Origin of the sequence: Nocardia sp. NPDC051321 (genome assembly GCF_044455225.1) — a bacterium.
Lineage (GTDB): Bacteria > Actinomycetota > Actinomycetes > Mycobacteriales > Mycobacteriaceae > Nocardia.
Map to the genome: position 1 here is coordinate 1 of NZ_JBITEM010000014.1, position 25,823 is coordinate 25,823.

Below are 25,823 nucleotides of genomic sequence, written 5' to 3' on the forward strand. Positions count from 1 at the left end.
CGGGCTGGGAGCGGAGTTCCTCGTCGGCACCGGCGGTGACCTGGCCAACTTCGCCAGCGCGGGCCGCTTGGCCTCCTACGCCGGCCTCGTTCCCGTTCCCCGCGATTCGGGCCGCGTCAGCGGCAACCTGCACCGCCCGAAACGCTACAACCGGCGCATGCGACGCGTGTTCTTCATGGCCGCACTGTCGAGCTTGAAAACGACCGACGGCCCGTCGCGGCGGTTCTATGACAAGAAGCGCGGTGAGCGACTCATTCATACCCAAGCCCTTCTAGCCCTGGCCCGGCGCCTGGTCGACGTGCTGTGGGCACTGCTGCGCGACGGCCGCGAATTCAGCATGGAAAACCCGACCCCGGAGCCCGCTGCGGCTTGACACGGTCATTGAGAGTCTCCTCTGCTTCGGTAAAGCGGTTGGCATAGTGCCGAATTCAGCGATCCGCCAGCTGGTAGGCGGTGACGATGGCGGCGCCGCCGAGGCCGATGTTGTGGGCGAGTGCGACTTTCGCGTCGCCGACCTGGCGGGCCTCAGCCTCGCCGCGTAGCTGCCAGGTCAGCTCGGCGCACTGGGCCAGCCCGGTAGCGCCGAGCGGATGCCCCTTGGAGATCAGGCCGCCGGACGGGTTGACCACCCAGCGCCCGCCGTAGGTGGTGTCCTCGGCGTCGATCAGCTTGTGTCCCTCGCCCTCGCCGCACAGGCCGAGCGCCTCGTAGGTGAGCAGTTCGTTGGGGGAGAAGCAGTCGTGCAGCTCGATCACGTCGAGGTCGTCGGGGCCGATGTCGGCCTGCTCGTACACTTTTCGCGCCGCGGCCGCGGTCATGTCGACGCCGACCAGCGAGCGCGCCGTCTTGGTGGCGAAGGTGGATTCGAGGTCGGTCACCATGGCTTGGCCGACGATTTCCACGGCTCGGTCGCCGAGGTCGTGCTCGTCGACGAAGCGCTCGCTGGCCAGCACTGCCGCACCGGAACCGTCCGAGGTGGGCGAGCATTGCAGCCGGGTCAGGCCGAGCGACTCGTAAACCATTTTGGCGCCGGTGATCTCGTCCAACGTGTACACATCCCGGAACTGCGCGTACGGGTTGTTCGCCGAATGCCGGTGGTTCTTCTCCGCGATCTTGGCGAAATGCGCACGGGTGGAACCATATTGCTCCATGTGCTCGACCCCGGCCGCACCGAACATCCACGGCGCCACCGGCATCGCGAAGTCGCGCAGCTGGGCCAGCGCCTCGATGTGGCGCAGCAGCGGCTGCTCCCGGTCGGTGTACCCCGCCTCCAGCGAACCGGACTGCATCTTCTCGAAGCCGAGCGCCATGGCGCAGTCCGCGAGCCCGCCGCGAATTGCCCTGGCCGCCAGGTAAAGCGCCGAGGAGCCGGTGGAGCAGTTGTTGTTCACGTTGACCACCGGCAGTCCGGTCAGCCCGAGCTCGTAGATGGCGCGCTGCCCGCTGGTCGAGTCGCCGTAGACGTAGCCGACATACGCTTCCTGCACCTGGTCGTAGCGGATGCCCGCGTCGGCCAGCGCCTTGCTGCCCGATTCCCGCGCCATGGCCGGATAGTCCCAGCCCTCGCGGCGACCCGGCTTCTCGAACTTCGTCATGCCGACACCGATGACGAAAACCCTGTCGCTCATACTGTTTCCTTCTCGAATACGGGCTCGAACTCCGCGAGGCCGTCTTGGATGACGAATTGGTCGCTGTCGGACCAGGTTTCGAAGGCATAGCGGTCGCGCCCGTCATCGCGGCCGGTCGCCCATGCGGCAGTAGTGATGGTCTGCTCCGGAAACGCGGACGAACTCAACCGCACGGCAAGCCTTTTCAGCCGGGCCGGGTCGTCCGGGCAGATCCGGCCGATCAGCGCGTGTGAAATGAACGCGATGGTGCACAGGCCGTGGATGATGATGCCGGGCAGCCCCATCGCCTTGGCGAACTCGTCGACGAGGTGGATCGGCATCGGATCGCCCGCTGGTTGGGCGTAGCGGAAGGTCTGGTCCGCGTCGAAGGTCTGCGTCGCGAGGAAGTCCGGTTCGCGAGCCCGCAGGTTCTCGTCGAAGATGTGCGCCGGACTTGGTTCGCCGCGGGCACCTTCGAAGTGACCACCGCGGAAGAAGCCGACGAAGTATTGCTCGTTGACGAGGTCGCCACCGCCGACGCTGTAAGTCTCGATATGCGAGGTGACGACGACGCCCGTGGACTTGCCCTCGATTCCGATCGGCCTGGCCCGCACCGCTAGCGTCTCGCCGGGTTCGATCGGCCGATGGAACCGGAAGTCGTGCTCGCCATGCAGGATTCGCAGCATCAGCTCATCGGGCACCACCGACATGGCGGCATCGGCCATCATCACCGTGATCGGCACCACCGCGAAAACCGGTGGTGCGTATATCCCCTCGACGTGGTGGGTGATCGGATCATTGGTCGCGGCGGCATAGGCGATGGTGCGCGCCCGATCCACCTCGAAGGTGTCGCGCGCGCCCCAGTTGCCCAACCGCGACAGGTTGAAGGTCGTCCCGTCGGTCACTGCTGCCTCGCCGGTCGACGCGTCGTTGCCCATACGGCAACGCTAGGAATCGGCGGCCGCGGTCGGGATGACCGCGCTGCGCACGTTCGGTGACCGCCGCGCTCACCGCATCCGGCCTGGTAGGTTCGGCTCGACCAGCGACGCGGGAGGTGTGGTGACGGCGAGGACGGTGCCGATCGACTTCGTGCGCTCCGCCGTTGCCACCGCCCAGCGCCAAGGCGTCGACATCGAGCAGCTGCTCGGCAGCGTCGGAGTGGCGCCCGAACTGCTCGCCCAGGATCGGGCGCGGGTGACGGTCGATCAGGTGGCCGCGACCATGCGCCTGCTGTGGCGGATCACCGACGACGAACTGTTCGGCCTCGGCCCGGCGCCGGTGCCGCGCGGGTCGATTCGGCTGGTCGGCTTCGGCCTGGTCGCCTGCCGCGATCTGGGCTCGGCGATGGCCCGATTCGACGAATACCAGCGACTACTACCCGGCTTGCCGCCGATGGCGGCGACCACCGAAGGTGGCCGCACCCGATGCACGCTCGATACCAGCGTGCTCGCCGCCGGCGAAGAGCTGCTCACCGTCTTCCTGCTCGCGGCGGCTCATCGGATGATCTCCTGGGGCATCGGCCGCCGAGTTGCCTTGCGCCAGGTCGAGTTTCCGTATCCGCAGCCGCGCAATATCGCCGACTACGATCTCGTCTTCGGCGCCCCGCTGGTCTTCGACGCCGCTACCGCGGCCATCACCTTCGACAGCGAGCTACTCAGCGCGCCGCTCACCCGCACCGAGGAAGACCTCATCGACTGGGCCCGCAACGCTCCGGTCGACGTGCTGTCCCGGCGCGACTACGGCACCTCACTCGCCGAACAGGTCCGTAAGATCCTTACCCGCGGTCTTCGCGGTGACCGGGGGACAGCGGTTGGCGGAGCCGGTGGGGTGGGTGAGCGCCGGGGGACGGCAGCCGGTGGGGTGGGTGAGCGCCGGGGGACGGCAGCCGGTGGGGTGGGTGAACGCCGGGGGACGGCAGCCGGCGGAGCCGGCGGGGTGGGTGAGCGCTGGCCGACCGCCGACGAGGTGGCCAAGCGGCTGGCGATGAGCCCACAGACGGTGCGCCGCAAGCTCGGCGAGGAGGGCACCTCGATCACTCAGATCCGCGAGGACATCCTGCGCGACGCGGCGGTGGCCAGCCTGGTGCGCGGCGACGAGACGGTCGAGGCGCTCTCGGCCCGCCTCGGTTTCTCCGAACCGAGCGCGTTCCGGCGCGCGTTCCGCCGCTGGACCGGCAGCCCGCCCGGCTCCTATCGCGGGTCAAGGCCGGTCGCGGGCTGAATCTCGCTGCGCGGGTTGCTATTGACCGCGCAGGCGACGGTGGTACTTCTCCCTGATCTCCGGGTCGGGCTGCGCGTATGCCGTTGTCGCCCCGGTGAATCGGGCTACAACCAGCTGCGCCCGATACGGCAGCAGCTGCGCCGTCTTGATGATCGCGGCCAGCCTGCGCGGCACCGTCACCATCGGTGTCCCCTTGACCACCGTCCGCAGGATCGCCTGCGCGACATCCTCGGGATCCACCGTCGTCATCGGCTCGATCCAGCCCGGCATGTTCGCACCGGCGGACAGCTCGGTGCGCACGATGCCCGGCAGCACCGCCGAGACCTGCACGCCGTGCTCCTTCATTTCCAAATGCAGCGCCGCGGTGAACCCGATCACCGCGTGCTTGGTCGCACAGTAGGTGGCCAGGCCCGGAAATCCTTGTGTCCCAGCCAGCGACGCGATGTTGATCAGATGCCCGCCGCCGCGCGCCAGGAACCGCTTGGTGGCCAGGCGGGACCCGTGGATCACCGCGCGCAGATTGATGTCAACGATCCGATCGGTCATCGCCTCGTCCTCGTCGGCGAACAGCCCGGTCGGCATGATGCCCGCGTTGTTGACGAGCACATCCAGCGGCCCGAGTTCCGCCTCGAGCTGGTCGAGGAACGCGGCGAACGACGCACGGTCGGTGACGTTCAGCGGCAGGCCGATGATCGTGGCGGCCGGGTCCGCGCCGAGCTCGACCGCCGTCTTGGCGACCAGCTCCACATCGATGTCCCCGATCGCGACCGCGGCGCCCGCTCCGAGAAACGCCTCGGCGGTGGCCCGGCCGATCCCGCGTGCCCCGCCGGTGATCGCGACGACCTTCCCGGTGAGCGGGGTGCTGCCGTTCGGTGCACTGGTCATGGTGTCGGCCTTCCTGTTTCGATCGACCAGCACCGGTCGGTGTGAACAGCCGACCGGTGCGGCGCAATACCCCCAGTGTCGGCGTTCCAGGCGGGATCGTCGGCGGATTCGGCAATCACGAAGCCGCAGAGCAGGACTGACGCGCTCAGAGCCCGCGCGCGATGATCTCCTTCATGATCTCGTTGGTGCCGCCGTAGATCTTCTGAATCCGGGAATCGGTGAAGATCCGCGCGATCGGATACTCGGCCATGTATCCGTAGCCGCCGAACAACTGCAGACAGCGGTCGGCAAGCACGTTCTGCTGCTCGGACAGCCACAGCTTGGCTTTGGCGGCAGTCGGGATGTCCAGCTCACCGGCGACATGCTTCTCGACGCAGTCGTCGAGGAAGCTCCAGCCCACGGTGACCGCCGTATCGCATTCGGCCAGCGTGAATTTGGTGTTCTGGAACGCGAAAAGCGGCTTGCCGAAGGCGCTTCGCTCCTTGGTGTACTCCAGGGTCAGCTCGACCGTCTTCTCCATCGTCGCCATCGCGGTGACCGCGATGATCAGCCGCTCCTGCGCGAGCTGCTGCATCAGCTGGATGAAGCCCATGTTCTCGGTCTCGCCGATCAGGTTCGTGCGCGGCACCCGCACCTCGTCGAAGAACAGCTCGCAGGTGTCCTGCCCGTGCTGGCCGATCTTGTGCAGATTGCGGCCGCGCCGGAAACCCTCGCGGGTCGTCTCGACCGCGACGAGCGATAGACCGCCCGCGCCGCCCTGCTCGTTGGTCTTGGCGACCACCAGCACCAGATCGGCCAGGAAACCGTTGGAAATGAACGTCTTCGCGCCGTTGACGACGTACTCGTCGCCCTGAACGGTCGCGGTGGTGCGGATCGCCTGCAGGTCGGATCCGGTGCCCGGCTCGGTCATCGCGATCGCCGCGACGATCTCGCCGGAGGCCAGCTTGGGCAGCCAGGTCTTCTTCTGCTCGTCCGTGCCGTACCCGGCGATGTAGTGCGCGATGATCGTGCTGTGTACCGGTCCGCCGAAGCTGGGCGCCAGCGCGCGCACCTGCTCGATGGTGATCACCGCGTCGTGCCGGAAGTCGCCGCCCCCGCCGCCGAACTCCTCCGGGATGCTCGGGCACAGCAGGCCGAGCTCGCCCGCGCGCAACCAGACCTCGCGGTCGATGTGCTGCTGCTGGGCCCAACGCTCTTCGTGCGGCGCGCACTCCTTGCCGAAGAAGTCGCGCGACAGCTCGGCCAGCGCGTCCATCTCCGCATCCATCCACCGTGAGCGGTGCCTTGCCATGTTCGCCCGTCCCTTCGCGCAGCCGACATCGTCGTCGTGCCCTTACCGTAGGAATTACCTGGTCCGGCGGGTAGGACCGAGCCGCCCGAATCCGATGACCGCAGCGCTCGTTTCTCTGGTCGGCCCGTGACGGTATCGACGATCGAAACGCAAGGGCGGCCGACGAGCAGAAGGCCGAGCGGATATCGACCGATCGCTCGGTCGGCGCCGCGCTGCTGAACTACCGGGACATCAATGGCTGGGTGAACCGGCTGAAGTCGTTTCCGAACAGGGCCACATTTACAAGATGAATGTGTTCGGGAATGTGAGCAGCACGACCGCGGAATCCGGAAGGCATGCCGACATACAACGTCACCATGGACAAGAACGCCTGAAGAATCTCCGACGTCGGTGGAATTGACGTGCTCGCCCGGCGAGGTAGCCGGGGCCTATTGCAACAAGCGCAACGTTTAAAAGGTTTATTGCGTCGAAGGCGAGCTTCGACGCAATAAACCTTCGAAAGTCCGCAATCGCTGGTGGAGCGTTAGCCGGACATACGCGAGCCGCCGCCCGGTGACCCGGACGGCGGCTCGATGTCTATCGGTGCGAGCTCAGCTCGCGTTGCTGCTTGCCATCTGGCGTTCGGCCTTGGCAGCCTCGCGGGCGAGCATGCGGTCGCGCTGCTCTTCGAACTTCACGACGTCCTTGCCGAGCTTGTCGAGGTACGCGGCGAGCCGCTCGCGGCAGGCCTCGCCGCGGCCGGTGAAGTCCTCGCGCTCGAAGATGCTCCACTTCTTGAGCACCGGCTGCACCACTTCTTCCATGTGCTGGCGCAGGTCGTAGATGCCGTGCTTGGCCATGAGCACGCCGTTGCGGCGGAAGTTGGGCATACCGGCGCCGGGCATCTGGAAGTTCTCCAGGATCAGCGTGATGGCCTCGATCGCCTGGTCCGGGGACAGGTCGAGCGCGGCGGCGCACATGTTGCGGTAGAAGATCATGTGCAGGTTTTCGTCGGCGGCGACGCGCTGGAGCATGCGGTCGGCGATCGGGTCGTCACAGACCTTGCCGGTGTTGCGGTGGCTGACGCGGGTGGCCAGCTCCTGGAAGGTCACGTACGCGACGGAGTGCAGGAAGCCCGCGTCGGCCTCGGTCGGCGACGCGAAGCCGTTGGTCATGTGGATCATCCGGGCCTCTTCGAGGGCGACCGGGTCGACGCCGCGGGTGACCACGAGGTAGTCCCGCATCACGATGCCGTGCCGGTTTTCCTCGGCGGTCCAGCGACCGACCCAGGTGCCCCACGCGCCGTCCTGGGAGAAGTTCTCGGCGATCTCGCGGTGGTAAGAGGGGAGATTGTCCTCGGTAAGCAGGTTGGTGACCATGGCGGCCTTCGCGACCTCACTCAGCCGGGACTGCTCAGGATCCCAGTCGATGCCCCCGAGTGCGGCGAAATTGCGGCCTTCATCCCACGGGACGTAGTCGTGCGGATGCCATTCCTTTGCCAAGGAGAAGTGCCGGTTGACGTTTTCTGCGGCAACCGGCTCCAACTCCGTAAGAAGCTCGAGTTGAGTCAGATCCCTTGCCATGTATGAACCCTTCAGTCTGTGCGTCCGGTCGTGCAGGTCATCCCCCCAAGGTAGACCGATGCCGTGCGGCCATACCTTACGGCACCGTAGGTGTGATGCGAAACGCATCCGAATGCCTGTTGATGCCCCGTGATGCACGTCATATGCCGTCGTTGGCGTTCGGTGATCTCTGTCGAGTGTATTGCCTCGGCCCGCAGCTAGGGGACTATCGCCACGGGCCGAGGAGTGTTAGCCCGGCGTGCTGTACTGCACACACGGCGGCCAATTGCATAGGCCGCCCCGCTCAGCGCTTCCCGCCGAACAGGCCACCGAGAACGTTCCCCAGCGCGCCACCGGCGTTCTTGGCCAGTGCCTCGCCGATCGCGCCGCCGATGCCGCCGCTCTTGCTGCTGCCGCCGAGCAGCCCGCCGAGCACATCGCCGATGCCGCCGTTGCCCGACTGCGGCTGGCTCTGCGGCGTGGCGTTGCCGCCGCCTCCGGTCATCTGCTTGGCCAGGTAGGCGAGCACAATCGGGGCGAGGATCGGCATCAGCTTGGCGATCAGGTCGTTGCCGCCGGTGCCCTCGGTCGCGCCGAGGGTGCTGATCACGGTGTTCTGCTCTGCGCCGAAGACGTTCTCGACGATCTTCGAGCCGTCGGCGACGTCGACCTTGTCGATGTCTACCTGCCCGTCGCCCTCGACCAGGTCGCCATGGTTGTCCAGGGCGCCGACCAGTGAGGCCGCGCCGTCTGGCTTGGTCGCGTTCGCCTGCAACCCGCCGAGGAGCGTGGGCAGCGCCGCTTTGACCGCGTTCGTCGCGGTGCTCTCGTCGACGCCGAGCTTCGCGGCGATCTGGGCGATGGGTACCTGGGAGAGCAAATCATCGAAGGAAGTCATCAGCTCCGCCTTGTCGAGGGATGACCGGGATTGCCCGTGTCGCGCTCACAGTAGGGGAATGCCCGGATGGAGTGTGGTCTTTCGAACCCGCGCGCCGAGGCGCGTTGTCAGTATGGGCCGGGTGGCGGCGCACGCGACAGCCTTGTGAAACGAGAGGGGGCGCCCGGTAGGACCGGGCGCCCGACGAGTGCCCCCAGTAGGGCTCGAACCTACGACCTGCGGATTAAAAGTCCGTAGCTCTACCAACTGAGCTATAGGGGCGCGGTGGGTCAGTGTAGTTGGCGCGGCGCGATGGCCCAAATGGGGGAGCGGCGCGCGTCGGGGGTCGGTTGTCGCTCGGCGCGCGGGGGTCGGCGGATAGTGGCAATCTGATGCCGAGACTTGTTGTCGCGCCTAGTAACGCGGGGTGTGTGGCACACGATCTTGCCGGTAAACATTTGGTACCCAACTTTGTTCATTGCGCGCAGAATTGGCTACCATCCAATCATGTTGGCTAGCAATGTCTTTGGATTTGCGGGGGGTGAGGGGTCTGAGCTCGGGCGCACGGGCGGGTGGGGTGAGCGGGCGGGCTCGCCGCCGCCGTCGGGCGCTCCGGTCGGCCGGTCTCCTCGGGTGAACGTTGCTGGGACGCTGTCGAATTGGGGGAGTGGGTACGGAGTGCAGCTTGGTTGCGCAATGTTTGCTGTAACAGTAAACCGGGCCGGTCAGTTACCTGACTCGTCGGTTTGCCGCGTGTCGGATGGGGTTTCCGGGTACGGTGACGACTTGATGAATTCCGGAAGAATCGCCTACTCGTCCGGCGATTCGAAATTCGGCTTATCGTTGATGTGCCCGAACGTGTCGCGAGCGGTCCGGCCGATCGTGGCTTCCTTGAAGACAACGCCGCAGGAGGCAGATCCGAGACGAAGAAATACCCGGGTGCGCACCCCCTGCGGCGCACCCGGGCAGGAAAACTATACCAGCTGGTGTGTTTCAGGTTTTTCGCAAGTTTTCGTACCGAAAGTTTGAAACTGGGCGAAAACCCGGTTTGAAGTATTGATAAAACTCATAACTTCGCGCCAAGGGCCCGTTCCTTTGGGGGTGGCTGTTTGGCGGCGAGTAGGCTTCGGAGGCGTTTCGAGCATGGCACGGCAGCAAGAGCGGGCCCGCCGGACACGTGCGGCGATTATCAGGTCCGCCGCCGTTGAGTTCGGGAAGAGCGGCTATGCCGCTGCATCGCTCAACCGCATATTGGAAGGGTCGCGTGCCACCAAGGGCGCCATGTACTTCCATTTCGATTCCAAGGAAGATCTCGCGCGCGCCGTACTGGAGACGGCGGTCGAACGCTATCGCGCATCGGCCGAGCGTTGGCTCGGCCGAACGGATCTCGGACCACTGGACATCATGCACGGCATGATCGACGAGATGGCATTACGGCTCGAACACGACATCATCGTGCAGGCCGAATACCGGTTGATCATCGAGCCCGACTTCTATCGGGACGTGCAAACCGGCGGTGGACGAATACTCGGGCGCGCCACCCGCGCGCTCACGGTCCGCGCCATCGATCAAGGACAGCTGCGCGCCGACGCGGACGCCGACCGGTTCACCCGCACGCTGACCGCCGCGCTGGCCGGCCAGCGCTACATGGTCGACGCGCACAGCACCGGCAGCGGCCTCGATCTGCGTGCCCGCTTCGAAGAAGCACTCGAAGTGGTCGTCGAATCCATGTCCACCCCGGAGTGGGCCGAAAAGTTCCGCAACGACGGCTGGCGCACCCACGCGCGCCTCGAAGAGCTCAGTTTGGGACTCTGATCAGCCGATTTGGGAATCGAGTCCGGTCTGTCATAAGCTAACCGGGCTCCCAACGGACAGCCGTTGAAGCCGGTTCCGGAGAAATCCGGAGGCGAGCCCCCTTCGTCTAGCGGCCTAGGACGCCGCCCTTTCAAGGCGGTAGCGCGGGTTCGAATCCCGTAGGGGGTACGGTCTACGGACCGTTGGAAGCACGCAAGGCCCTGTGGCGCAGTTGGTTAGCGCGCCGCCCTGTCACGGCGGAGGTCGCGGGTTCGAGTCCCGTCAGGGTCGCAAAAGAGGCGCCGGAGCAATCCGGCGTTTCGCGTATGGCATTCAACTCGGGTGCCTGCGGCCAGGTAGCTCAGTTGGTACGAGCGTCCGCCTGAAAAGCGGAAGGTCGCCGGTTCGATCCCGGCCCTGGCCACTCCACTCGTAGGCGAGCCCTGCACGCAAAATGCGCGTGCGGGGCTCGTTTCGTTCGTTTCTTGTGGGGGTGCAACCCCCACGCCCCGCTCGGCGGGGCTTCGCCCCCCGAACCCCCCCGGGGTTGTGGTCGCGTCGGGTGGGTGGCTGCTGACTCGGTTCAACGCTCGCCGGTGGCTTCGTCTCCGGCCCTTTCCTTCGTACGCAATCCTCGCGCCCTGCTCGGCGGGGCGCGCTTCCGAACCTCCCGGGCTCTCCGGCGACTTTGCTTCCCCCCTTGGTGCGAGACTTGGGGAATGGAGACCGAGTCGGTGAAGGTGACTGCGATCGTTGAGGGCGACGTCGTGCACGGTAGCCAGGAACCGCCAACTCGCGGGGCCTGATCAGACATCGTCTGCGGCTCATGCTCGAGTCGTGGAATGGGCTGCGTTCCAACAGTTCCGGTCGGATGGCTGCGTAGTGCACCGCTTCGACACCTACGCCGCAACCTTCGCACCCCTCGTCGGCCCCCAATCCGGCCCGCCCATCGCCTGATCCGCAGCGAACGGGACATGGTGGCGGCGAAGTGCGAGTGGCGGCGCCGTCATGGCCCGCTCGGTGCGGGTGGCGCTGCCGTAGGGTGGCTGGGTCATGGTGGCCCTTCTACTAGCGCTCGCGGGTTTCGCGTTTCTGGACTCGTTGGATGTGTTGTTGGTGGGGGTTACCACGGCGGTGGTGGCGGATAGCCGGGTCGGGCGGCGGTCGCCGGTGGTGGGTGGAGTGAGTTTTATCGCGGGGGTTTTCGCGGTTACTACCGCGTTCGGCATCTGTACGGTGCTTGGGCTGAACTTTCTTACTGGGCTGGTGCGGTTCGAACTCACGCCTGGGGTGCGGTATTGGGGTGAGTTGGTGCTGGGGGTGGGGTTGCTTGTGCTCAGCCGGATTCCGGTGGCGAGGCGGGCAGAACCGCCGGCGTGGGCGGGGGCGGTGCGGCGGCGGCCGTGGTTGTTCGGATTCGTCGGGATGGCCATCGGTCTTGTGCAGGCGCCGACGGCGGTGCCATATCTGGCGGGGCTGGCGATGATCTCCGCGCAGGATCCGCTGCCCGCGCTGTGGCCGCTGATGGTGGTCGCCTATTGCGCGCTCGCGCTGTTGCCGCCCTTGCTGGTGCTGCTGCTCTCGCTGCGGCAAACCGCAAGGGCGAGGCGGGTGTACCGCGTGGTGGTGCGGATTCTCACTCGCTACGTTCCGTCGGCATTGCGCGTCCTGTTCGTGGTCTTCGGCACAGTCCTGGTGCTCCATGCCCTCGTCCACTTTCGTTACCTCTGGTAATCCCTGGCGTTGATCTTGGAAATGGGGTTACAACGGCGGCTCCGGTGGAATGCTTGGGTCATGGCTGAGCGCTGGTATTACTGCTTGAAGCACAAGCGGGCCGAAAAAGGGCGGCAGTGCTGGTTCCAGGATCGGATGGGCCCGTATCCGGATCAGGCGACCGCGGAACGGGCACTGGAGATCGTCAAGGCGCGCAATGCGCAGGCCGACGCGGGGGACGCGGACTGACGTTACGATGCTCGGGTGCTGATCCGCACGTCCTGCGCGACAACTGATTTGGTATGAACACGGGTAACTCACCGGGTACCGGCTGACTGATCTACCGAGTTGCCGCCGGCCGCCAACGCTGCTCGAGCGCATCCTGAGTCGGTCAGGGGCTCGGAGAGGCGGGGGAGTCCACTCAGGTGCGCTTCAGTTCTATCAAGTACGGTTTCCTCCGAACTCAAACGAATGCTCGGTGGTCCTGACGTGGGCTGCGAGCTGGACCAGGATCAGCAGGGAGGGCGACCCTTGAGGGTTACCGTTGTTGTGCCGACCTACAACGAGCGGGAGAATCTGCCGGTTGCGGTGGAGCGGCTGACCGCGCTGCCGGTGCCCGACCTGCACGTGCTCGTGGTCGACGACAGTTCGCCGGACGGTACCGGTGAGGTCGCCGACAAGCTGGCCGCGGAGCTGCCGAACGTGGTCGGCGTGCTGCACCGCACCGAGAAGGACGGTCTAGGGCGGGCCTACATCGCCGGGATCACCCGGGCGCTTGACGAAGGCGCCGACGTGGTGATCCAGATGGACGCCGACCTGTCGCATCCGGCCGAGGTGATTCCGGCCATGCTGGAGAAGCTGACGACCACCGACGCCGGCGTCGTGCTCGGCTCGCGCTACGTGCCGGGCGGCTCCACCGCCGACGAGTGGAAGTGGCACCGCAAGGCGCTGTCCGCGTGGGCCAACTTCTACGTGAACCTGATCCTGCGGCTCGGCGTGAAAGACGCCACCGCCGGGTTCAAGGCGTGGAAGGCCGACACGCTGCGCGCGATCGACGTCGCCTCGATCCGCAGCAACGGCTACTCGTTCCAGGTCGAGATGAACTACCGGACGGTCAAGAAGGGCATCGAGATCGCCGAGGTGCCCATCCGTTTCGAGGAGCGCACCCTCGGCGCGTCCAAGATGAGCCTGAAGGTGCAGCTGGAATCGGCGCTGATGCCGTGGAAGCTGTTGTTCGGCTGGTCCGCCTCTCCGTGACTTTAGGCCAGACTGAGGTGCGCTTCAGCACCGTTGGCGGCCGACGGTGGGTAGTGGGTGAGTCAGCCCGTACCCGGCGAGTTACCCATGTACTCGCGAAACGAGTTCTTCTGTTGAGAAACCGCAGGGTCCTACATCCGCAACGGATGTAGGACCGCAGGGCTCACGGGTGGTTCAGTTGGCGGGCAATCCACGGCGCATCGCTTCCAGCCCGACGACGAGCACCGGTGCGAGCACCAAGTGCATGACCGACAGTGTGACGGTGGTCGCGGTGTCGAGGGCGGCGGCAACGGTCAGTCCGATGGTCGCCACGGCGAGCACGCCGCCGACGATCTGGGCGACCCGCAGCACGCCGGCCCACAGGTAGGAGATCAGCGCGGCCAGGGTCATGCCGATGAACAGCGGCACTGCGGCGGAGGCGGCCACCGTACCGGCGCCGATCTGTGTGGTGACACCCTTGTCGACCGCTTCGAACGAACCGCCCGCGGCTTCGCCGAGTAGCCAAACGACCAGGTTGACGGCGACAGCGACAACGACGCTGCCGATGACGGCGGTCGGCCGGTTGACGGCCGGGATGCGCAGCGTGGGTGCGGCGGTTTGCGTGATGGTCATGATGTTCTCCCTCATCCGGAGCGGTGTGCTCGGTACTGAGAACCATCTTGAAACCTGAACAATTATTTAGGTCAATTCGAGACGGCTGTGCGCTGTCTCACGCGGTAGATCACCGCCGCAATGGAATTCGTTGCGGCAGGCGAGGGTTCGCGCGGATCAGTCCGGCTCAGGCCAGTCCAGCAGTGTGTCCAGATACAGCTGACGAACCCCGGCCACCTTGTCGTCCAGGTCATTCGGATCCCACGCGCTGACGTCGATGGGTTTGAGAATCGCCACGTCCACGGTGCCAGGGCGGGCGACCATCGAGTTGCGCCAGCAGATTTCACCCGCATTGCGGATCACGATGGGAATGATCGGCACGCCCGCCTGGATGGCGATATGGAAGGCGCCCTTCTTGAACGGGCCGACTTGCGGCGTGTACGAGCGCGTGCCCTCGGGCGCGACGGCGATCGACAGCCCGCCGCGCAAGGTATCGACCACCGGCGCCAGCGCGGCCTTGGCCTTGTCGGTGCTCGACCGATCGATGAAGGTCACGCCGACGAACCGCATCAACGGGCCGAAGATCGGGTTGCGGGTCAGCTCCTTCTTCCCGATGCCGGTGACCCCGCCCCGCAGCACCTCGGGGACGATGATGATGTCGAACTGGCTCTGATGATTGAAGAGGAAAACCGCGGGTCGCGGGGCGCGCGCGTGCTCCGCGCCGGTCACCCGGAGCCGCACGCCCGCGATGCTCAAGGTGTTGCCCGCCGCGTGTTCCAACAGCGCATCGGCCATCTGCCGATGGTCTCTGGTCGGCGACTTGACCGCGACACCATAGAACGCGCCGCCGAGCAGCCCGGCGAATCCCGCTGTGGTGCGGGCGTAGTCGACCGGTCGAGCGGCTGGGCGCGGCCGGAAGCGCAGCGTCGGCCAATCGTGTTCGGCGGCAACGGTGGTGATCTCTTCATCGGGGTTCACCGTGATTGGATGGCCGACCAGCGACAGCAACGGCAGATCGGCGGCGCTGTCGGTGTAGGCATAACTACGGGCGAGATCAATGCTGTCGGCGGCGAATTCGCGAACCGCCTCGGCTTTACCGTTGCGCCACAACGTCTTCCCGTCCGGATAGCCGGTCAAGACGCCGTCCTGAGCCGCCATCGGGGTGGCCAGCACGTGGTCGACGCCTAGTTCGGCCGCCGCGGGCGCTACCTGAAAACGCGTCAGTGAGCTGGTCAGTACCACCGTGTGCCCGGCGGCCTGATGCGTCCGGATCAGTTGCCACGCTTCGAAATACAGGTGCCCGTACATCTTGCGCCGGAACAGCCGCTCGCCGAGCGCGTCCAGCTCGTCCTCCCGCTTGCCCGCGAGCGCCTCGCTGAGCTGGTTCAGATACCGCCCGTACTCGCCGTCGGTGGTGCCGTGGCGAATGCCGCGCAGCAGCACCTCCTCGGTGCCCGCCCGGCGGAACAATCGCCGAAACGTCCCTCGACGTGGGAAACCGTCGACGACGGTACCGCCGAAGTCGAAGATCGCCGCGACCGCCGCACCCTGTGGCCCGGAGCGGATCGCGGCGAGCACGCCGTCGAGATCGGCACTCACCGGGTCTCCCTGTTGGACGGGTCGAGCGCGGCCGCCTGCGAGATGCGGGCGCCGATGGTGCGCAGCCGATCCGCGAATTCCACTCGGCGCTCGGTCAATTCCGCTCTGCGCTTGGCGGAATCATGGGCGACCCCTTCGAGTAACTCGTAGTTGTCGGCGAGTTTCAGTGCGCTGGTGAACAATTCGGTGGAGACCGACTCCGGGCTGTGCAGCCGCTGCTGCAGCATCATCTGCTTGCCGACCGAGACGCATTCGGCGATGAACTGCTTGCGGTCGAGCTCGGTCTCGGGGTCGCGGGCGGCCAGCCGCTCGGCCACCACCAGTTGCGCGTCGAAGAACGAGCGAAGTACCCGGTGCGCCATCATGAATCCGGAGCCGGTGAGCTTGGCCATGACCTCGGCGCCGAGGGTGTTGTCCCTGGTGTGGCTGTGCCACTCCGGATCGAGCAGCAGCATCTCGGCGGTCATCTGCTCGGCGAACTCGGCCCGCTCGGGGAAGAAGAACTCGAACTTCAACAGATCGCGCAGCTGGAACGCCTCGTCCCAGCCGGTGGTCAGCTGGTCGGCGCCGTCGCTGTCCAGCGCGGCCAGGATGGACAGTTCGAGGATGGCGCGGTTGACGAACCAGTGCACCGCGCTGTTGCGATAGAACGCGGCCTCCAGGTGCGCGCCCGACTCGATCGAGTACACCGGCTCCAGCCCGGCGCGGTAGACCGTGACCACCTTGGCCAGCGAGAGTTGTTCCAGCACAACGGCAAGGCCTTGATCGTCCGACAACGCGGCCAGCTCGCCGTGCGGCAGATCGCGCTTCTCGATGTACCCGAGCACCGGAGCGAGCACCGTGCGCACCTCGCCGAGGGTGAGGGCGCGCTCGTGCACACCGAGCAGCGCGAGGGTGACCAGCGCGTTGACCGTCACCGGCGTCACCGCGTTGATGCCGACGGCGATCTCGAACGCCAACCGCTGCACGGCCTTCCGCTCCAGCTCGGCCGCATCGGGCGCGTCGGGCGCGCCCTGCCCGGTCTCGGTGAGTCCGGCAGGCGCGGGCTCCATGCGGTGCAGTGGGATGGTCAGCGGCGGCGTGGTGAGCGGATCGCCATGCGCCGCGAGCCGGTCGCGAGCCGAAAGCGGTTCGCCGAACCGCACATACACGTGCCCGGCCGAATGCTGTTGGCTGCGTACATAACGCGCGAGCCAGGCCAGCCCCTCCGGCTTCTTCTTGCCGCCGACCTGTTCGGTCGAGATGGCGCCGAGCTCGTTGAGCCGCTCGTAGGTGATCGACACCGGCACCAGCATGACGTCCTCGACCCGATCCGCCCGCACCGCCGCGGCAAGGTAATTCAGCAGTCCGTAGCGCGGCGGGCGCAGTTTTCCGGTGCGGCTGCGGCCGCCCTCGAAGTACCACTCCAGGTTGAAGCGTTTGGCGAGCAGGTAGGCGAAGTACTCTTCGACGACCGCCTTATATACCTCGTCGTCGCCGAAACTGCGCCGGATGAAAACGGTTCCGGTGCGCCGGGCGATCGGCCCCATCGGCCAGAAGCTGAGGTTCGCGCCGCCGATCACATGGTTGGGTGGAAAGTCGTTGCGGGCCAGCACATCACCGAGCACGAACGCGTCCACGTAGGAGCGGTGCGAGGGCAGGAAGACCAGCGGGTAGCGGCGGTTGAGGTCGCGCAGCGCGGCCAGGCCGGAGTCGTCGGAGTCCACCTTCCAGGTCGACGCGTGGATCGGCCGCATCGCCTGGGTGAACAGGTCGGAGACCAATCTGCTTTGCGCGGCGACGAGTTCGTTCAACGCCTTCTCGGCGCGGCGGTACACCTCGTGCGGGCCTGCGCCGATCTGGTCGGCGATGAGCTCGAGCCTGCGCACGAAGTCGGGGGAGTCGAGGATCTCCTCGGCCACCAGCCTCGGCACCTTGTAGCGGTCGCCGATGATGGTGCGTTCGGCCCGCTCCAGCGCAACTACCGCGGCGCGCACGATGGCGCGGGCGAACGGCTCGGCGGTGCCCTTGGCGACCAGCGCGGCGGCTTCGGGGTTGTTCGTGCGTAGCTCGCTGAGCAGCGCGGGCTGCCCGGTGAGCACCACGTGCCGGTTCGGCTGGCCGACCAGCTTGCGCTGGGCGAGTCGATTCGGCTTGCGCGGGTTGGTCAGCAGTGCCATGTCCGCGAAGGTGATCCGGCGGACGCCGTCGCGCTCCGGTGGCCGCCAGAGCACCCGCACCGGCACCACGAGCGGATCGTCGTGCCTGCCGACCAGCCGGCCCGCCACCGCGCCCGCGTCCAGATCCAACTGGGTGATCGGCGCGTCGGTGCCGAACTCCTTGGCGATCCCGCCCTCGGTCAACCAGGCCCCGATGAGTTCGCGCTCCACCCCGGAGGCCGCGTCGACCAGCGCCACCACCGACCCCGGTGCCGACGCTCGCTCACTATCCGCGGGCGATCCGCCACGGTGCTCGATCATTGACTTTGGTCCCTCCGACTGATGATCTCCCCATTGAATCCCCTCAAGCCGCTATTGCGCAGGCTGTTCCGCCTCTCCGAGTATTCAGGCCAGATCAGGGTGCCACGGCAGCTCCAGCGGCGGCCGGAGGTAAGCGGCGGGTTCGATCAGCCGTCCTCGCCGAGTTACCCATGTCCTTGCGTGATCAGTTGTTGTGTTGCGGCACAGATCCGACGCTATGCCCGGTGGGCGAATTACGCTGCGCATATGGATTGGGCCCTACGCGCGTGTGGCTGGCATGGCCACTACACCTATGCACCGGATGAGGCGGACCTGGCGGATCGGCTGCGGGTCGACACCGTGGCCGGGGTGGCTTGGCGCTGCCTGCGCTGCGGGACCTTTGTGCCCGGCGACCCGGTCGGCACCGGTCCGGCCGACCACGCGCCCGAGGTGCCGCGCGGGCGGCTGCTGCGGGATCGATGGTTGATGCGGGCGTTGGCGATCGAGCGGTTGCTGCGCGGGTTGGTCTTGGTCGGCGCGGCGTTCGGGGTGCTGAAGTTCCGGACGTCTCGGGAGACGATGCGGGCCGCGTTCGACCAGGATCTGCCGCTGCTGCGCCCGCTGGCCGACCAATTCGGCTGGGACGTCGACCGATCGAAGATCGTGCATCTGATCGATCAGGCCTTCTCCCTGTCGAATACGACGCTGCTGTGGGTGGCTGTCGGCATCTTCGTATACGCGGCGCTGCAGGGGATCGAGGCGCTCGGGCTGTGGCTGATGAAGCGCTGGGGTGAGTATTTCGCCGTCGTCGCGACGAGTCTGTTTCTGCCGCTGGAGATCTACGAGTTGACCGAGAAGGTGACCGCGCTGCGGATCGGCGCGCTGCTGATCAATATCGCCGCGGTGGTCTGGCTGCTCTACTCGAAGCGGTTGTTCGGGCTGCGCGGTGGCGCGGCCGCGTACCACGCGGAGCACAGCGCGGAGAGTTTGCTGAGCGTCGAGCGTTCGGCATTGGCTGTTCCGCCGAAATGGCTGGTCAAGTCCCCGGCGAAGTGATCGTTCGTTGGTAGTTCGGTGTGTTTGCGGGCACAGGCGCGAGTTAGTCAGGAAATGCTAACCTTACCTCCAAAGTTGGGCCAGAATGAACTTTGGAGGATCGTTGTCGACCACGGACGAACGCTTGCGGGTGGAGTATGTGACCGATCCGGCGGCAGCGATGTCCCGGCTGGCGGGAGCCGATCGGTTCGGCGAGTACGTGATGTACGAGCGGCCCGGCGAATGGGTGTTCGCGGCCGATCCGATCGGCGGCGTCGAACTCGATGTCGAGGAACTGCGGGTCAGCTGGGCCGGGCAGACCACGGCCACTCGATGGCAGGGCCGCCCGGCGCGCGTCCTCGATCAGGCGCTCGGCACGCTGCCGCTCGATGGCCGGAATGCCTACGGCTGGATCGGATTCGAGTTCTGCGCGTGGGCCTACGAGGCGACCGCGCACCTGGACCCGCGGACCACCTTGGCGCAGTTGATGATTCCGCGCATCGAGGTGCGGATCGGCGCATTCGGGATCCGGGTCTCCGGCGCCACTCCCGCGGAGACCGGGGATATCCACGACCTCATCACCGCATCGCAGGAAACCGAACTGCCGCAGCCACATCCGGCCGATATCCGGCTCGATCCGACCGGTTACGCGAACCGGGTGGCCGAAGCGGTCGGTGAGATCCAGGCGAACCGCTACCAGAAGGTCATCCTGTCGCGGAAGGTCGATCTGCCGTTCGTGGTGGACGTGCCCGCGACCTATCGGCTCGGCCGCGCGCACAACACGCCCGCACGGTCGTTCCTGCTGCGGCTCGGTGGGCTCGAGGCGGCCGGGTTCAGCCCGGAGCTCGTCGCCTCGGTCGACGAGAACCGGACGGTGACCACCGAGCCGGTCGCGGGCACCCGGGCCTTCGGTCGCGGCGCGGACATCGACGCGGCGGCCCGCGCCGACCTGCTCACCGACCCCAAAGAGATCGTGGAGCACGCGATTTCGGTGCAGACCTCGTTCGCGGAGATGGCCTCGGTGGCCGACCCTGGCACGGTCGCGGTCACCGACTTCATGACGGTGCGCGAGCGCGGCAGTGTGCAGCACATCTCCTCCATCGTGTGCGGCACGCTGGCCGCCGACCGGTCCAGCTGGGACGCGCTCGAAGTGCTGTTCCCCTCGGTCACCGCGTCCGGCATCCCCAAACGGGCAGGCATCGATGCGGTGTTCCGGCTCGATCACGATCCGCGCGGGCTGTATTCCGGTGCGGTGGTGACGGTTTCGCCGGGCGGCGCGCTGGAGGCGACGCTCGTGCTTCGCGCGATCTATCAGACCACCGAGGGTGCCTGGCTGCGCGCCGGTGCCGGCATTGTCGCGCAGTCCAGCCCGGAGCGAGAATTCGAGGAGACCTGCGAAAAGCTGGGCAGCATCGCGCCTTACGTGGTGCAGGCGCAGTAAGGGCTTGCCCATTGCCGTTCCCGCGATATCCGGCGGCACCGATCAGCTCTGGACGGTACGCAGCGCCTTCTTACTGGATCGCGTGCCGTGCTCGAACCGCCGCCGCCGACGCGCGGGACTCGGCACACCCGACCGGCTGCCCGTCGTGGCGGCGCTCTATCTGGAGGTCGCGGCGCTGAGCGACGACGAGGTGCTGGCCCAGGTATGACGCGACGTCACGGTTAGAATCGCCGACATGAGCAGGTGGGATACCTCGAATTTGCCCGATCAGAGCGGCCGCACGTTCATCGTGACCGGCGCGAACAGCGGGCTGGGGGCGGCCACGGTGCGGGCGCTGGCCGGGGCAGGCGCGAACGTGGTACTCGCCTGCCGCAACGTCGCCAAGGCCGAGCAAGTGGCCGCGCCGCTGGGTGACCGCGCGGTGGTGCGGAAGCTGGATCTCGCGGATCTGGCGTCGGTGCGCGCGTTCGCCGAGGCGACCGACCGGGCCGATGTGCTGATCAACAATGCCGGGGTGATGGCGCTGCCGGAGCTGCGGACCGCCGACGGATTCGAAATGCAGGTCGGCACAAACCATCTCGGGCACTTCGCGCTGACCGGGCTGCTGCTGGACAAGATTTCGGAGCGGATCGTCACGGTCGCCAGCGGCGCGCACATCATCGGGAAGATCGACCTGGACGACCTCAACTGGGAACGTCGCAAATATCAGCGCTGGCAGGCCTACGGGCAGGCGAAACTGGCCAACCTGATGTTCGCCCGCGAGCTGCACCGCAGGCTCACCGCGGCGGGGTCGTCGAAGATCTCGGTCGCCGCCCATCCCGGGTACGCCTCGACCGAGCTGCAGTCGCACACCGAGTCGATCCAGGACGCGGTGATGTGGCTCGGCAATCTATTGCTTGCGCAGAACGCTGAGATGGGCTCGCTGCCAACGCTTTACGCCGCAACGGCAGACGTCGAGCCGGGCGGGTACTACGGTCCGACCGGCTGGCGTGGGCTGCGCGGCTATCCCGGCGCCTCCGGTTCGTCGAAGGCGTCGCGCGACGAGGCCGTCGCTCGCGGACTGTGGGATCTCTCGGAGAAACTGACCGGCGTCACCTACGACTTCGCGAAATAGGGTCAGCTCAGGATGTGCAAATCGTAGAACAGCTGGTACCGATTCGGATCGTCCGGCAAGAACCAGTGAAAGCCTTCCAGCAGGAAGATCATCACCAAGTTGATCGCCAGCACCAGGCCGAGAAACCACAGGGCGATCAGCCCGACCAGCCGATGCGGCGTCGCCGGGATCGTCCGAGCCGCGGTGCTGTGCGAAAACGACAGCACCGCACCGACGGTCGCGATCGCGGCGACGAAAAGGATCCAGGCCCAGACATACAGGTGCAGCCCGAGCACCGGCTCGCCGTAGCCGCGGTCCCCGGGCAGGATGTGCAGCATCGTCTGCCGCCAGGAGGTGAACCCGCCTGCGACGCAAGCGACTACGGCCAAACCCCAGCCCATCGCGTAATCCCGGGCGGCGACCGCCCCCGTCGTGCCCTTACGGACGATGACTGCCGCCCCCAGCGCGGCCAGCGCCATGAACACGCGCTGCACCATGCACAGCGGACACGGATATTCGTGGTCGCCGAACTGCACGGCGAGCCCGCCGCAGATCACGCCGGTCCAGCCGACCACGAAAACGACGGCCAGCCAGTATTGCAGCTGTCCCACAACACTTCCCGTCGTCCGCACGGGCACGGTCTCGGTGGCCATCAGTAGGTCAGCCCGAGGCCGAGACCGCCGGTGATGTGATGTGCGAGCAGGAGCACCGAGGCGACCAGCAACACCCACCAGGCGCCGAGCACCGCCCGCCGGGAGCGCTGCTGATACAACGCGATCAGGGCCACGAGCAGTCCGCCGAAGATGAGCGTGTCCATAGCTGTCGGACATTACTTGCGTCGCGAGGCCTGGTCCGTGGACACGCCGCGTCCTGAGCTGGGACGATGAATCGAAACGAGGAGTGACTCAGGTCACCGATCCTGTTGATGTCACACATCGCCGACCCGTGTCGTCCTCTCTGTGAAGACGCAGCACAACCACGAAGGAAGGCACATCATGGACGCCCGCATCAACCTCTTCGCCAACCAGGTGGCAGGCAGCTTCATCAAGCGGCTCAACAACGCCGCCAGGGTCATCAACGACTCCACCCTGCCCGCCGCCACCCACGAGCTGATCAAGATCCGGGCCAGCCAGATCAACGGCTGCGGCTACTGCACCGACATGCACACCAAGGACGCCGCGCACAACGGCGAGACCTCGGTGCGGCTCAACCTGGTCGCCGCCTGGCGCGAGGCCACCGTGTTCACCGAGCCCGAGCGGGCCGCGCTCGCGCTGACCGAGGAGGCCACCCGGATCGCGGACAGCCGCGGCGTCAGCGACGAGGTGTGGCAGGACGTGCGCAAGCACTACGACGACGACCAGATCGCCGCCCTGATCTCCGCCATCGCGATGATCAACGCCTGGAACCGGTTGAACGTCATCGCGCGCACCCCGGCCGGCGATTACCAGCCCGGCCAGTGGGGCTGAGCTCGAGCAGCCGCCGCCAGCGAATCACCGAACGCCATGCCGGGTAACCGACGTGGCGTTCGGCCGAACCACCCCTGTGGCATACGGCACGGTCGGTCTGCCCCTCGATCCTTGCCTGGTACAGTCCCTGACGTGCAGCGCGTGTATTTCTGGTTTAGCAAGCCGGCCCCGGGTGGGCTGGTCTGCGGCAACCACTTGCGCTGACGACATTCCACCCCGAGCCGGACAGACCGGCTCGACGGGGTTTCGTCCGTGGGTCGGCCGAAGAAAAGGAAACCCACATGACTACCGCTGTCGACGTCGATCCACAGCATGCCCACCCGTCGCCCGACCACCACCCCTCATCGAATCGCTCCGCGATGCTGTTCGGTCTGGACGACCAACGCACTTTAAGCGTCAGCCCGTTGCGCTCGCCCGCCGAAGTACGCCAGGTGCACCCCATCACCGACGAGCTCGCCAACACGGTGCGCCGAGGTCGCGCAGCCACCGTCGACGTGCTGAACGGCGTGGACGACCGCCTGATGGTGATCGTCGGCCCGTGCTCGGTGCACGACCCGGCCGCCGCCCTCGACTACGCCCGCCGCCTGGCCGCCAAGGCCGCCGAGCTGGACGACCGGCTGCACGTGGTGATGCGGGTGTACTTCGAGAAGCCGCGCACCACCCTCGGTTGGAAGGGGCTGATCAACGATCCGCACCTGGACGGCTCCTTCGACGTGAACACCGGCCTCGGTTTCGGCCGCAAGCTGCTTGCCGATATCTCGGCCCTCGGCCTGCCGGTGGCGTGCGAGTTCCTCGACCCGATCACCCCGCAGTACATCGCGGACCTGGTCTCCTACGGCGCGATCGGCGCACGCACCGCGGCAAGCCAGGTGCATCGCCAGCTGAGCAGCGCGCTGTCCATGCCGGTCGGCATCAAGAACGGCACCGACGGCGACGTGCAGGTGGCCGTCGACGGCGTCCGCGCGGCGGGCGCGAGCCACGTGTTCCCCGGTACCGACCTGGACGGTCGTGCGGCGCTGATCCGTACCACCGGCAATCCCGACTGCCACGTCATCCTGCGCGGCGGCACCTCCGGCACCAACTACGACGCGGCGTCGGTCGCCGAGGCAGGCATGCGGTTGGAAAAGGCCGGGCTGCCCCAGCGGGTGGTGGTCGATGCCAGCCATGGCAACAGCAATAAGGACCACAACAAGCAGGTCGACGTGGTCTCCGATATCGCGGGCCGGTTGGCCGCCGGCGAGCCCGGTGTGGTCGGTGTGATGTTGGAGAGCTTCCTGGTCGCCGGTCGGCAGGATCTCACGCTCGGCCACGCCGACGAGCTCACCTACGGTCAGTCCATCACCGATGCCTGCCTCGATTGGGACACCACCGCCGGGCAGCTCGACCGGTTGGCCGACGCGGTGCGGCGTCGCCGTAACCCCTGACTGCCGAGCGGCTTTCGGCTTCCCGCACCCTGTGCTTGGCGGGAAGCTGACCGTCGGTTCGGGGTCAGAGCACCGGACCAGCACCTGCCAAGTGGACCGAGACGCGATCGGCCGAATCGGCGAGGATCGACAGCGTGATCGAAATGGCGGCAATTCTCGGAGTAGCGGCCGTGGCGTTGGGATTGGTACTCACGCCGGGGCCGAACATGATGTATTTGGTGTCCCGGACCGTGTCGCAGGGGCGCCGCGCCGGGCTGGTGTCGCTCGGCGGTGTCGCGGCGGGTTTCGGGGTGTATCTGATCGCCGCCACGGTGGGGATCACCGCGGTGTTCGCGGTGGTGCCCGGCTTGTATATGGCGGTGAAGCTGGCCGGGGCGGCGTACCTGCTGTGGCTGGCCTGGCAGGCGTTGCGGCCCGGCGGCACTTCGGTTTTCGAGCCCGCGACCCTGCCGGACGACCCGTCGCGGCGGCTGTTCATGATGGGGTTTCTGACGAACCTGCTGAATCCGAAGATCGCGATCCTGTACATGGCGCTGATCCCGCAGTTCGTGGTGCCCGGCCACGGGCACGTCTGGTTGCAGAGCCTGGTCCTCGGCTCGGTGCAGATCGCGGTGGGTTTGAGCGTTGACGCGATGATCGTGCTCGGCGCGGCAGGCCTGTCCGCCTTCCTCACCGGCCGCCCGCTCTGGCTGCGTGCCCAGCGCTATCTCATGGGCACCATGCTCGGCACCATCGCGGTGCTCGTCGCCACCGATCGCGCCCGCCCCACCCCGGCCTGACGCCCCGCGGCACGCGCGGGGCCTGTCGGTGATGCGCGCGTGGCGGGGTATGACACGGTAAGCGGCATGGTGGATTTCGGTGCTGCGCACTTCGGGTCGGCGGTCGAGGCGGTGCAGCATGTCGGGGAGTTGTTCGGGGTGTTCGCGTTCGCGAGTTCGGGCGCGCTGCTCGCCGTCCGGCGCGATTTCGACATCTTCGGCATCGTGGTGCTCGCCTGTGCCACCGCGCTCGGCGGCGGCATCATCCGGGATCTGCTGATCGGCCGGACGCCGCCGGTGGCGTTCGTCGATCTCAGCTACCTGCTGACGGCCGCGCTCGCCGCCGCGGTCATCTTCTTCTGGCATCCGTCGCGGCGGCTGACCAGGGGGCCGCTCGAGGTCGCGGATGCCTTCGGTCTCGGGTTGTTTTGCGTCACCGGGACGGTCGCGGCCTACGCACACGGGCTCGGCGCGCCCTCGGCGGCGTTGCTCGGCCTGGTCACCGCGATCGGTGGCGGCGTGATCCGCGACCTGCTCGGCGGGCAGACACCGAATGTGCTTCGGCCCGAACAGATCTACGCGGTGCCCGCGCTGGTCGGTGCCGTCACCACGGCGACACTGCTGCATTACGGCGCCTACCAGGCGTGGACCGGCGCGCTGGCCGCTCTCGGCGCGATCGCCTTTCGCCTGCTCGCGCTCCGCTTCGGATGGCATGCGCCACAAGCCCGTCGGTATCCGCGGGTCAAGCCGCCGACCGATCCGACCCTGCCGCACCCGTTTTGAGTTCCCGCGT

Annotated in this window: 26 protein-coding genes and 4 tRNA genes; 17 read left to right on the top strand and 13 right to left on the bottom strand. The window is 66.9% G+C overall.

The window, feature by feature from the left end; translation table 11 throughout:
- Positions 1-373, top strand: a 373-nt coding sequence (locus ACIA8C_RS31160) for a transposase (protein ID WP_397140897.1), incomplete at its 5' end; no start/stop codon positions are given.
- A 55-nt stretch (positions 374-428) separates the two neighbouring features.
- Here the strand turns inward: ACIA8C_RS31160 and ACIA8C_RS31165 are convergent.
- The gene (locus tag ACIA8C_RS31165; RefSeq protein ID WP_397140899.1) at positions 429-1,628 is read right to left on the bottom strand and encodes a lipid-transfer protein; all 1,200 of its coding nucleotides are present in this window, start codon (positions 1,626-1,628) and stop codon (positions 429-431) included.
- Positions 1,625-2,545: a MaoC/PaaZ C-terminal domain-containing protein gene (locus ACIA8C_RS31170; RefSeq protein WP_397140901.1), complete on the bottom strand. Its 921-nt coding sequence runs from the start codon at positions 2,543-2,545 to the stop codon at positions 1,625-1,627. The genes ACIA8C_RS31165 and ACIA8C_RS31170 overlap by 4 nt, the downstream gene beginning before the upstream one ends.
- Before the next feature lie 121 nt (positions 2,546-2,666).
- Between ACIA8C_RS31170 and ACIA8C_RS31175 the strand changes: the two genes are divergently transcribed.
- Positions 2,667-3,827 (top strand): AraC family transcriptional regulator, encoded by a 1,161-nt coding sequence (locus ACIA8C_RS31175; RefSeq protein ID WP_397140903.1) that lies wholly within the window; start codon positions 2,667-2,669, stop codon positions 3,825-3,827.
- Positions 3,828-3,845: 18 nt separating this feature from the next.
- Here ACIA8C_RS31175 and ACIA8C_RS31180 read toward each other — a convergent pair whose 3' ends face one another.
- From ACIA8C_RS31180 to ACIA8C_RS31200, 5 genes are all read right to left on the bottom strand, one after another.
- Positions 3,846-4,712 carry an SDR family oxidoreductase gene (locus ACIA8C_RS31180; RefSeq protein WP_397140905.1) on the bottom strand — a complete coding sequence of 289 codons (867 nt, stop codon included), beginning with the start codon at positions 4,710-4,712 and terminating at the stop codon, positions 3,846-3,848.
- Positions 4,713-4,857: 145 nt separating this feature from the next.
- On the bottom strand, positions 4,858-6,003 hold the full coding sequence (locus tag ACIA8C_RS31185; RefSeq protein ID WP_397140907.1) for an acyl-CoA dehydrogenase family protein: 1,146 nt from the start codon (positions 6,001-6,003) through the stop codon (positions 4,858-4,860).
- A 590-nt stretch (positions 6,004-6,593) separates the two neighbouring features.
- Positions 6,594-7,565 (bottom strand): acyl-ACP desaturase, encoded by a 972-nt coding sequence (locus tag ACIA8C_RS31190; RefSeq protein ID WP_357379467.1) that lies wholly within the window; start codon positions 7,563-7,565, stop codon positions 6,594-6,596.
- Positions 7,566-7,848: 283 nt separating this feature from the next.
- The gene (locus tag ACIA8C_RS31195) at positions 7,849-8,442 is read right to left on the bottom strand and encodes a DUF937 domain-containing protein (protein WP_397140909.1); all 594 of its coding nucleotides are present in this window, start codon (positions 8,440-8,442) and stop codon (positions 7,849-7,851) included.
- A gap of 188 nt (positions 8,443-8,630) precedes the next feature.
- Positions 8,631-8,703, bottom strand: a tRNA-Lys gene (locus ACIA8C_RS31200).
- 861 nt (positions 8,704-9,564) lie between these two features.
- Here ACIA8C_RS31200 and ACIA8C_RS31205 point away from each other — a divergent pair.
- From ACIA8C_RS31205 to ACIA8C_RS31220, 4 genes are all read left to right on the top strand, one after another.
- Positions 9,565-10,236: a TetR family transcriptional regulator gene (locus tag ACIA8C_RS31205; protein WP_397140911.1), complete on the top strand. Its 672-nt coding sequence runs from the start codon at positions 9,565-9,567 to the stop codon at positions 10,234-10,236.
- A gap of 95 nt (positions 10,237-10,331) precedes the next feature.
- Positions 10,332-10,404: transfer RNA gene (locus ACIA8C_RS31210), tRNA-Glu, on the top strand.
- A 28-nt stretch (positions 10,405-10,432) separates the two neighbouring features.
- Positions 10,433-10,506: transfer RNA gene (locus ACIA8C_RS31215), tRNA-Asp, on the top strand.
- Between the two features lie 59 nt (positions 10,507-10,565).
- A tRNA-Phe gene (locus ACIA8C_RS31220) sits at positions 10,566-10,639 on the top strand.
- A 475-nt stretch (positions 10,640-11,114) separates the two neighbouring features.
- Here ACIA8C_RS31220 and ACIA8C_RS31225 read toward each other — a convergent pair.
- A complete protein-coding gene (locus ACIA8C_RS31225) occupies positions 11,115-11,270 on the bottom strand; it encodes a hypothetical protein (RefSeq protein WP_397140913.1) in 156 nt (51 codons plus the stop codon).
- Between ACIA8C_RS31225 and ACIA8C_RS31230 the strand changes: the two genes are divergently transcribed.
- From ACIA8C_RS31230 to ACIA8C_RS31240, 3 genes are all read left to right on the top strand, one after another.
- The gene (locus ACIA8C_RS31230) at positions 11,269-11,949 is read left to right on the top strand and encodes a GAP family protein (protein WP_397140915.1); all 681 of its coding nucleotides are present in this window, start codon (positions 11,269-11,271) and stop codon (positions 11,947-11,949) included. The two genes, ACIA8C_RS31225 and ACIA8C_RS31230, sit on opposite strands and share 2 nt — an antisense overlap.
- 60 nt (positions 11,950-12,009) lie before the next feature.
- On the top strand, positions 12,010-12,177 hold the full coding sequence (locus ACIA8C_RS31235; protein WP_357379455.1) for a hypothetical protein: 168 nt from the start codon (positions 12,010-12,012) through the stop codon (positions 12,175-12,177).
- 300 nt (positions 12,178-12,477) lie between these two features.
- The gene (locus ACIA8C_RS31240) at positions 12,478-13,185 is read left to right on the top strand and encodes a polyprenol monophosphomannose synthase (protein ID WP_397141248.1); all 708 of its coding nucleotides are present in this window, start codon (positions 12,478-12,480) and stop codon (positions 13,183-13,185) included.
- Between the two features lie 174 nt (positions 13,186-13,359).
- On the opposite strand, the gene ACIA8C_RS31245 is transcribed toward ACIA8C_RS31240, so the two are convergent.
- From ACIA8C_RS31245 to ACIA8C_RS31255, 3 genes are all read right to left on the bottom strand, one after another.
- Positions 13,360-13,797: a DUF6069 family protein gene (locus tag ACIA8C_RS31245; RefSeq protein ID WP_397140917.1), complete on the bottom strand. Its 438-nt coding sequence runs from the start codon at positions 13,795-13,797 to the stop codon at positions 13,360-13,362.
- A 156-nt stretch (positions 13,798-13,953) separates the two neighbouring features.
- The gene (locus ACIA8C_RS31250) at positions 13,954-15,375 is read right to left on the bottom strand and encodes an HAD-IB family hydrolase (RefSeq protein ID WP_397140919.1); all 1,422 of its coding nucleotides are present in this window, start codon (positions 15,373-15,375) and stop codon (positions 13,954-13,956) included.
- Complete coding sequence (locus ACIA8C_RS31255; protein WP_397140921.1) at positions 15,372-17,834, bottom strand: glycerol-3-phosphate 1-O-acyltransferase; 2,463 nt, start codon at positions 17,832-17,834, stop codon at positions 15,372-15,374. Before ACIA8C_RS31255 ends, ACIA8C_RS31250 begins: the two co-directional genes overlap by 4 nt.
- Before the next feature lie 246 nt (positions 17,835-18,080).
- On the opposite strand from ACIA8C_RS31255, the gene ACIA8C_RS31260 reads away from it, so the two are divergent.
- The 4 genes from ACIA8C_RS31260 (at position 18,081) to ACIA8C_RS31275 (ending at position 21,403) form a co-directional block, all read left to right on the top strand.
- Entirely contained in the window at positions 18,081-18,869 is a 789-nt protein-coding gene (locus ACIA8C_RS31260) for a DUF2127 domain-containing protein (protein ID WP_397140923.1), read from the top strand.
- 103 nt (positions 18,870-18,972) lie between these two features.
- A complete protein-coding gene (locus tag ACIA8C_RS31265) occupies positions 18,973-20,289 on the top strand; it encodes a salicylate synthase (RefSeq protein WP_397140925.1) in 1,317 nt (438 codons plus the stop codon).
- A 4-nt stretch (positions 20,290-20,293) separates the two neighbouring features.
- Positions 20,294-20,497 (top strand): hypothetical protein, encoded by a 204-nt coding sequence (locus ACIA8C_RS31270; protein WP_397140927.1) that lies wholly within the window; start codon positions 20,294-20,296, stop codon positions 20,495-20,497.
- A 27-nt stretch (positions 20,498-20,524) separates the two neighbouring features.
- The gene (locus ACIA8C_RS31275) at positions 20,525-21,403 is read left to right on the top strand and encodes an oxidoreductase (protein ID WP_397140929.1); all 879 of its coding nucleotides are present in this window, start codon (positions 20,525-20,527) and stop codon (positions 21,401-21,403) included.
- A gap of 2 nt (positions 21,404-21,405) precedes the next feature.
- Here the strand turns inward: ACIA8C_RS31275 and ACIA8C_RS31280 are convergent, their stop codons facing one another.
- Positions 21,406-21,993 carry a disulfide bond formation protein B gene (locus ACIA8C_RS31280; protein ID WP_397140931.1) on the bottom strand — a complete coding sequence of 196 codons (588 nt, stop codon included), beginning with the start codon at positions 21,991-21,993 and terminating at the stop codon, positions 21,406-21,408.
- Positions 21,994-22,034: 41 nt separating this feature from the next.
- Positions 22,035-22,199, bottom strand: coding sequence for a DUF5993 family protein (locus tag ACIA8C_RS31285; protein ID WP_397140933.1), 165 nt, complete (start codon positions 22,197-22,199; stop codon positions 22,035-22,037).
- Positions 22,200-22,377: 178 nt separating this feature from the next.
- On the opposite strand from ACIA8C_RS31285, the gene ACIA8C_RS31290 reads away from it, so the two are divergent.
- The 4 genes from ACIA8C_RS31290 (at position 22,378) to ACIA8C_RS31305 (ending at position 25,813) form a co-directional block, all read left to right on the top strand.
- Positions 22,378-22,848 carry a carboxymuconolactone decarboxylase family protein gene (locus tag ACIA8C_RS31290; RefSeq protein WP_397140935.1) on the top strand — a complete coding sequence of 157 codons (471 nt, stop codon included), beginning with the start codon at positions 22,378-22,380 and terminating at the stop codon, positions 22,846-22,848.
- A gap of 281 nt (positions 22,849-23,129) precedes the next feature.
- Positions 23,130-24,272 carry a 3-deoxy-7-phosphoheptulonate synthase gene (locus ACIA8C_RS31295; protein ID WP_397140937.1) on the top strand — a complete coding sequence of 381 codons (1,143 nt, stop codon included), beginning with the start codon at positions 23,130-23,132 and terminating at the stop codon, positions 24,270-24,272.
- A 134-nt stretch (positions 24,273-24,406) separates the two neighbouring features.
- Positions 24,407-25,051 carry a LysE family translocator gene (locus tag ACIA8C_RS31300; protein ID WP_397140939.1) on the top strand — a complete coding sequence of 215 codons (645 nt, stop codon included), beginning with the start codon at positions 24,407-24,409 and terminating at the stop codon, positions 25,049-25,051.
- Between the two features lie 66 nt (positions 25,052-25,117).
- Complete coding sequence (locus tag ACIA8C_RS31305) at positions 25,118-25,813, top strand: trimeric intracellular cation channel family protein (RefSeq protein ID WP_397140941.1); 696 nt, start codon at positions 25,118-25,120, stop codon at positions 25,811-25,813.
- Positions 25,814-25,823 lie beyond the last annotated feature (10 nt).

Excerpts from the sequence above, each read along its gene's own strand:
- ACIA8C_RS31165 (WP_397140899.1), bottom strand. The coding sequence starts at position 1,628 with ATGAGCGACAGGGTTTTCGTCATCGGTGTCGGCATGACGAAGTTCGAG.
- ACIA8C_RS31170 (WP_397140901.1), bottom strand. The coding sequence starts at position 2,545 with ATGGGCAACGACGCGTCGACCGGCGAGGCAGCAGTGACCGACGGGACG.
- ACIA8C_RS31180 (WP_397140905.1), bottom strand. The coding sequence starts at position 4,712 with ATGACCAGTGCACCGAACGGCAGCACCCCGCTCACCGGGAAGGTCGTC.
- ACIA8C_RS31185 (WP_397140907.1), bottom strand. The coding sequence starts at position 6,003 with ATGGCAAGGCACCGCTCACGGTGGATGGATGCGGAGATGGACGCGCTG.
- ACIA8C_RS31190 (WP_357379467.1), bottom strand. The coding sequence starts at position 7,565 with ATGGCAAGGGATCTGACTCAACTCGAGCTTCTTACGGAGTTGGAGCCG.
- ACIA8C_RS31195 (WP_397140909.1), bottom strand. The coding sequence starts at position 8,442 with ATGACTTCCTTCGATGATTTGCTCTCCCAGGTACCCATCGCCCAGATC.
- ACIA8C_RS31205 (WP_397140911.1), top strand. The coding sequence starts at position 9,565 with ATGGCACGGCAGCAAGAGCGGGCCCGCCGGACACGTGCGGCGATTATC.
- ACIA8C_RS31230 (WP_397140915.1), top strand. The coding sequence starts at position 11,269 with ATGGTGGCCCTTCTACTAGCGCTCGCGGGTTTCGCGTTTCTGGACTCG.
- ACIA8C_RS31225 (WP_397140913.1), bottom strand. The coding sequence starts at position 11,270 with ATGACCCAGCCACCCTACGGCAGCGCCACCCGCACCGAGCGGGCCATG.
- ACIA8C_RS31235 (WP_357379455.1), top strand. The coding sequence starts at position 12,010 with ATGGCTGAGCGCTGGTATTACTGCTTGAAGCACAAGCGGGCCGAAAAA.
- ACIA8C_RS31245 (WP_397140917.1), bottom strand. The coding sequence starts at position 13,797 with ATGACCATCACGCAAACCGCCGCACCCACGCTGCGCATCCCGGCCGTC.
- ACIA8C_RS31255 (WP_397140921.1), bottom strand. The coding sequence starts at position 17,834 with ATGATCGAGCACCGTGGCGGATCGCCCGCGGATAGTGAGCGAGCGTCG.
- ACIA8C_RS31260 (WP_397140923.1), top strand. The coding sequence starts at position 18,081 with ATGGATTGGGCCCTACGCGCGTGTGGCTGGCATGGCCACTACACCTAT.
- ACIA8C_RS31275 (WP_397140929.1), top strand. The coding sequence starts at position 20,525 with ATGAGCAGGTGGGATACCTCGAATTTGCCCGATCAGAGCGGCCGCACG.
- ACIA8C_RS31285 (WP_397140933.1), bottom strand. The coding sequence starts at position 22,199 with ATGGACACGCTCATCTTCGGCGGACTGCTCGTGGCCCTGATCGCGTTG.
- ACIA8C_RS31290 (WP_397140935.1), top strand. The coding sequence starts at position 22,378 with ATGGACGCCCGCATCAACCTCTTCGCCAACCAGGTGGCAGGCAGCTTC.
- ACIA8C_RS31295 (WP_397140937.1), top strand. The coding sequence starts at position 23,130 with ATGACTACCGCTGTCGACGTCGATCCACAGCATGCCCACCCGTCGCCC.
- ACIA8C_RS31305 (WP_397140941.1), top strand. The coding sequence starts at position 25,118 with ATGGTGGATTTCGGTGCTGCGCACTTCGGGTCGGCGGTCGAGGCGGTG.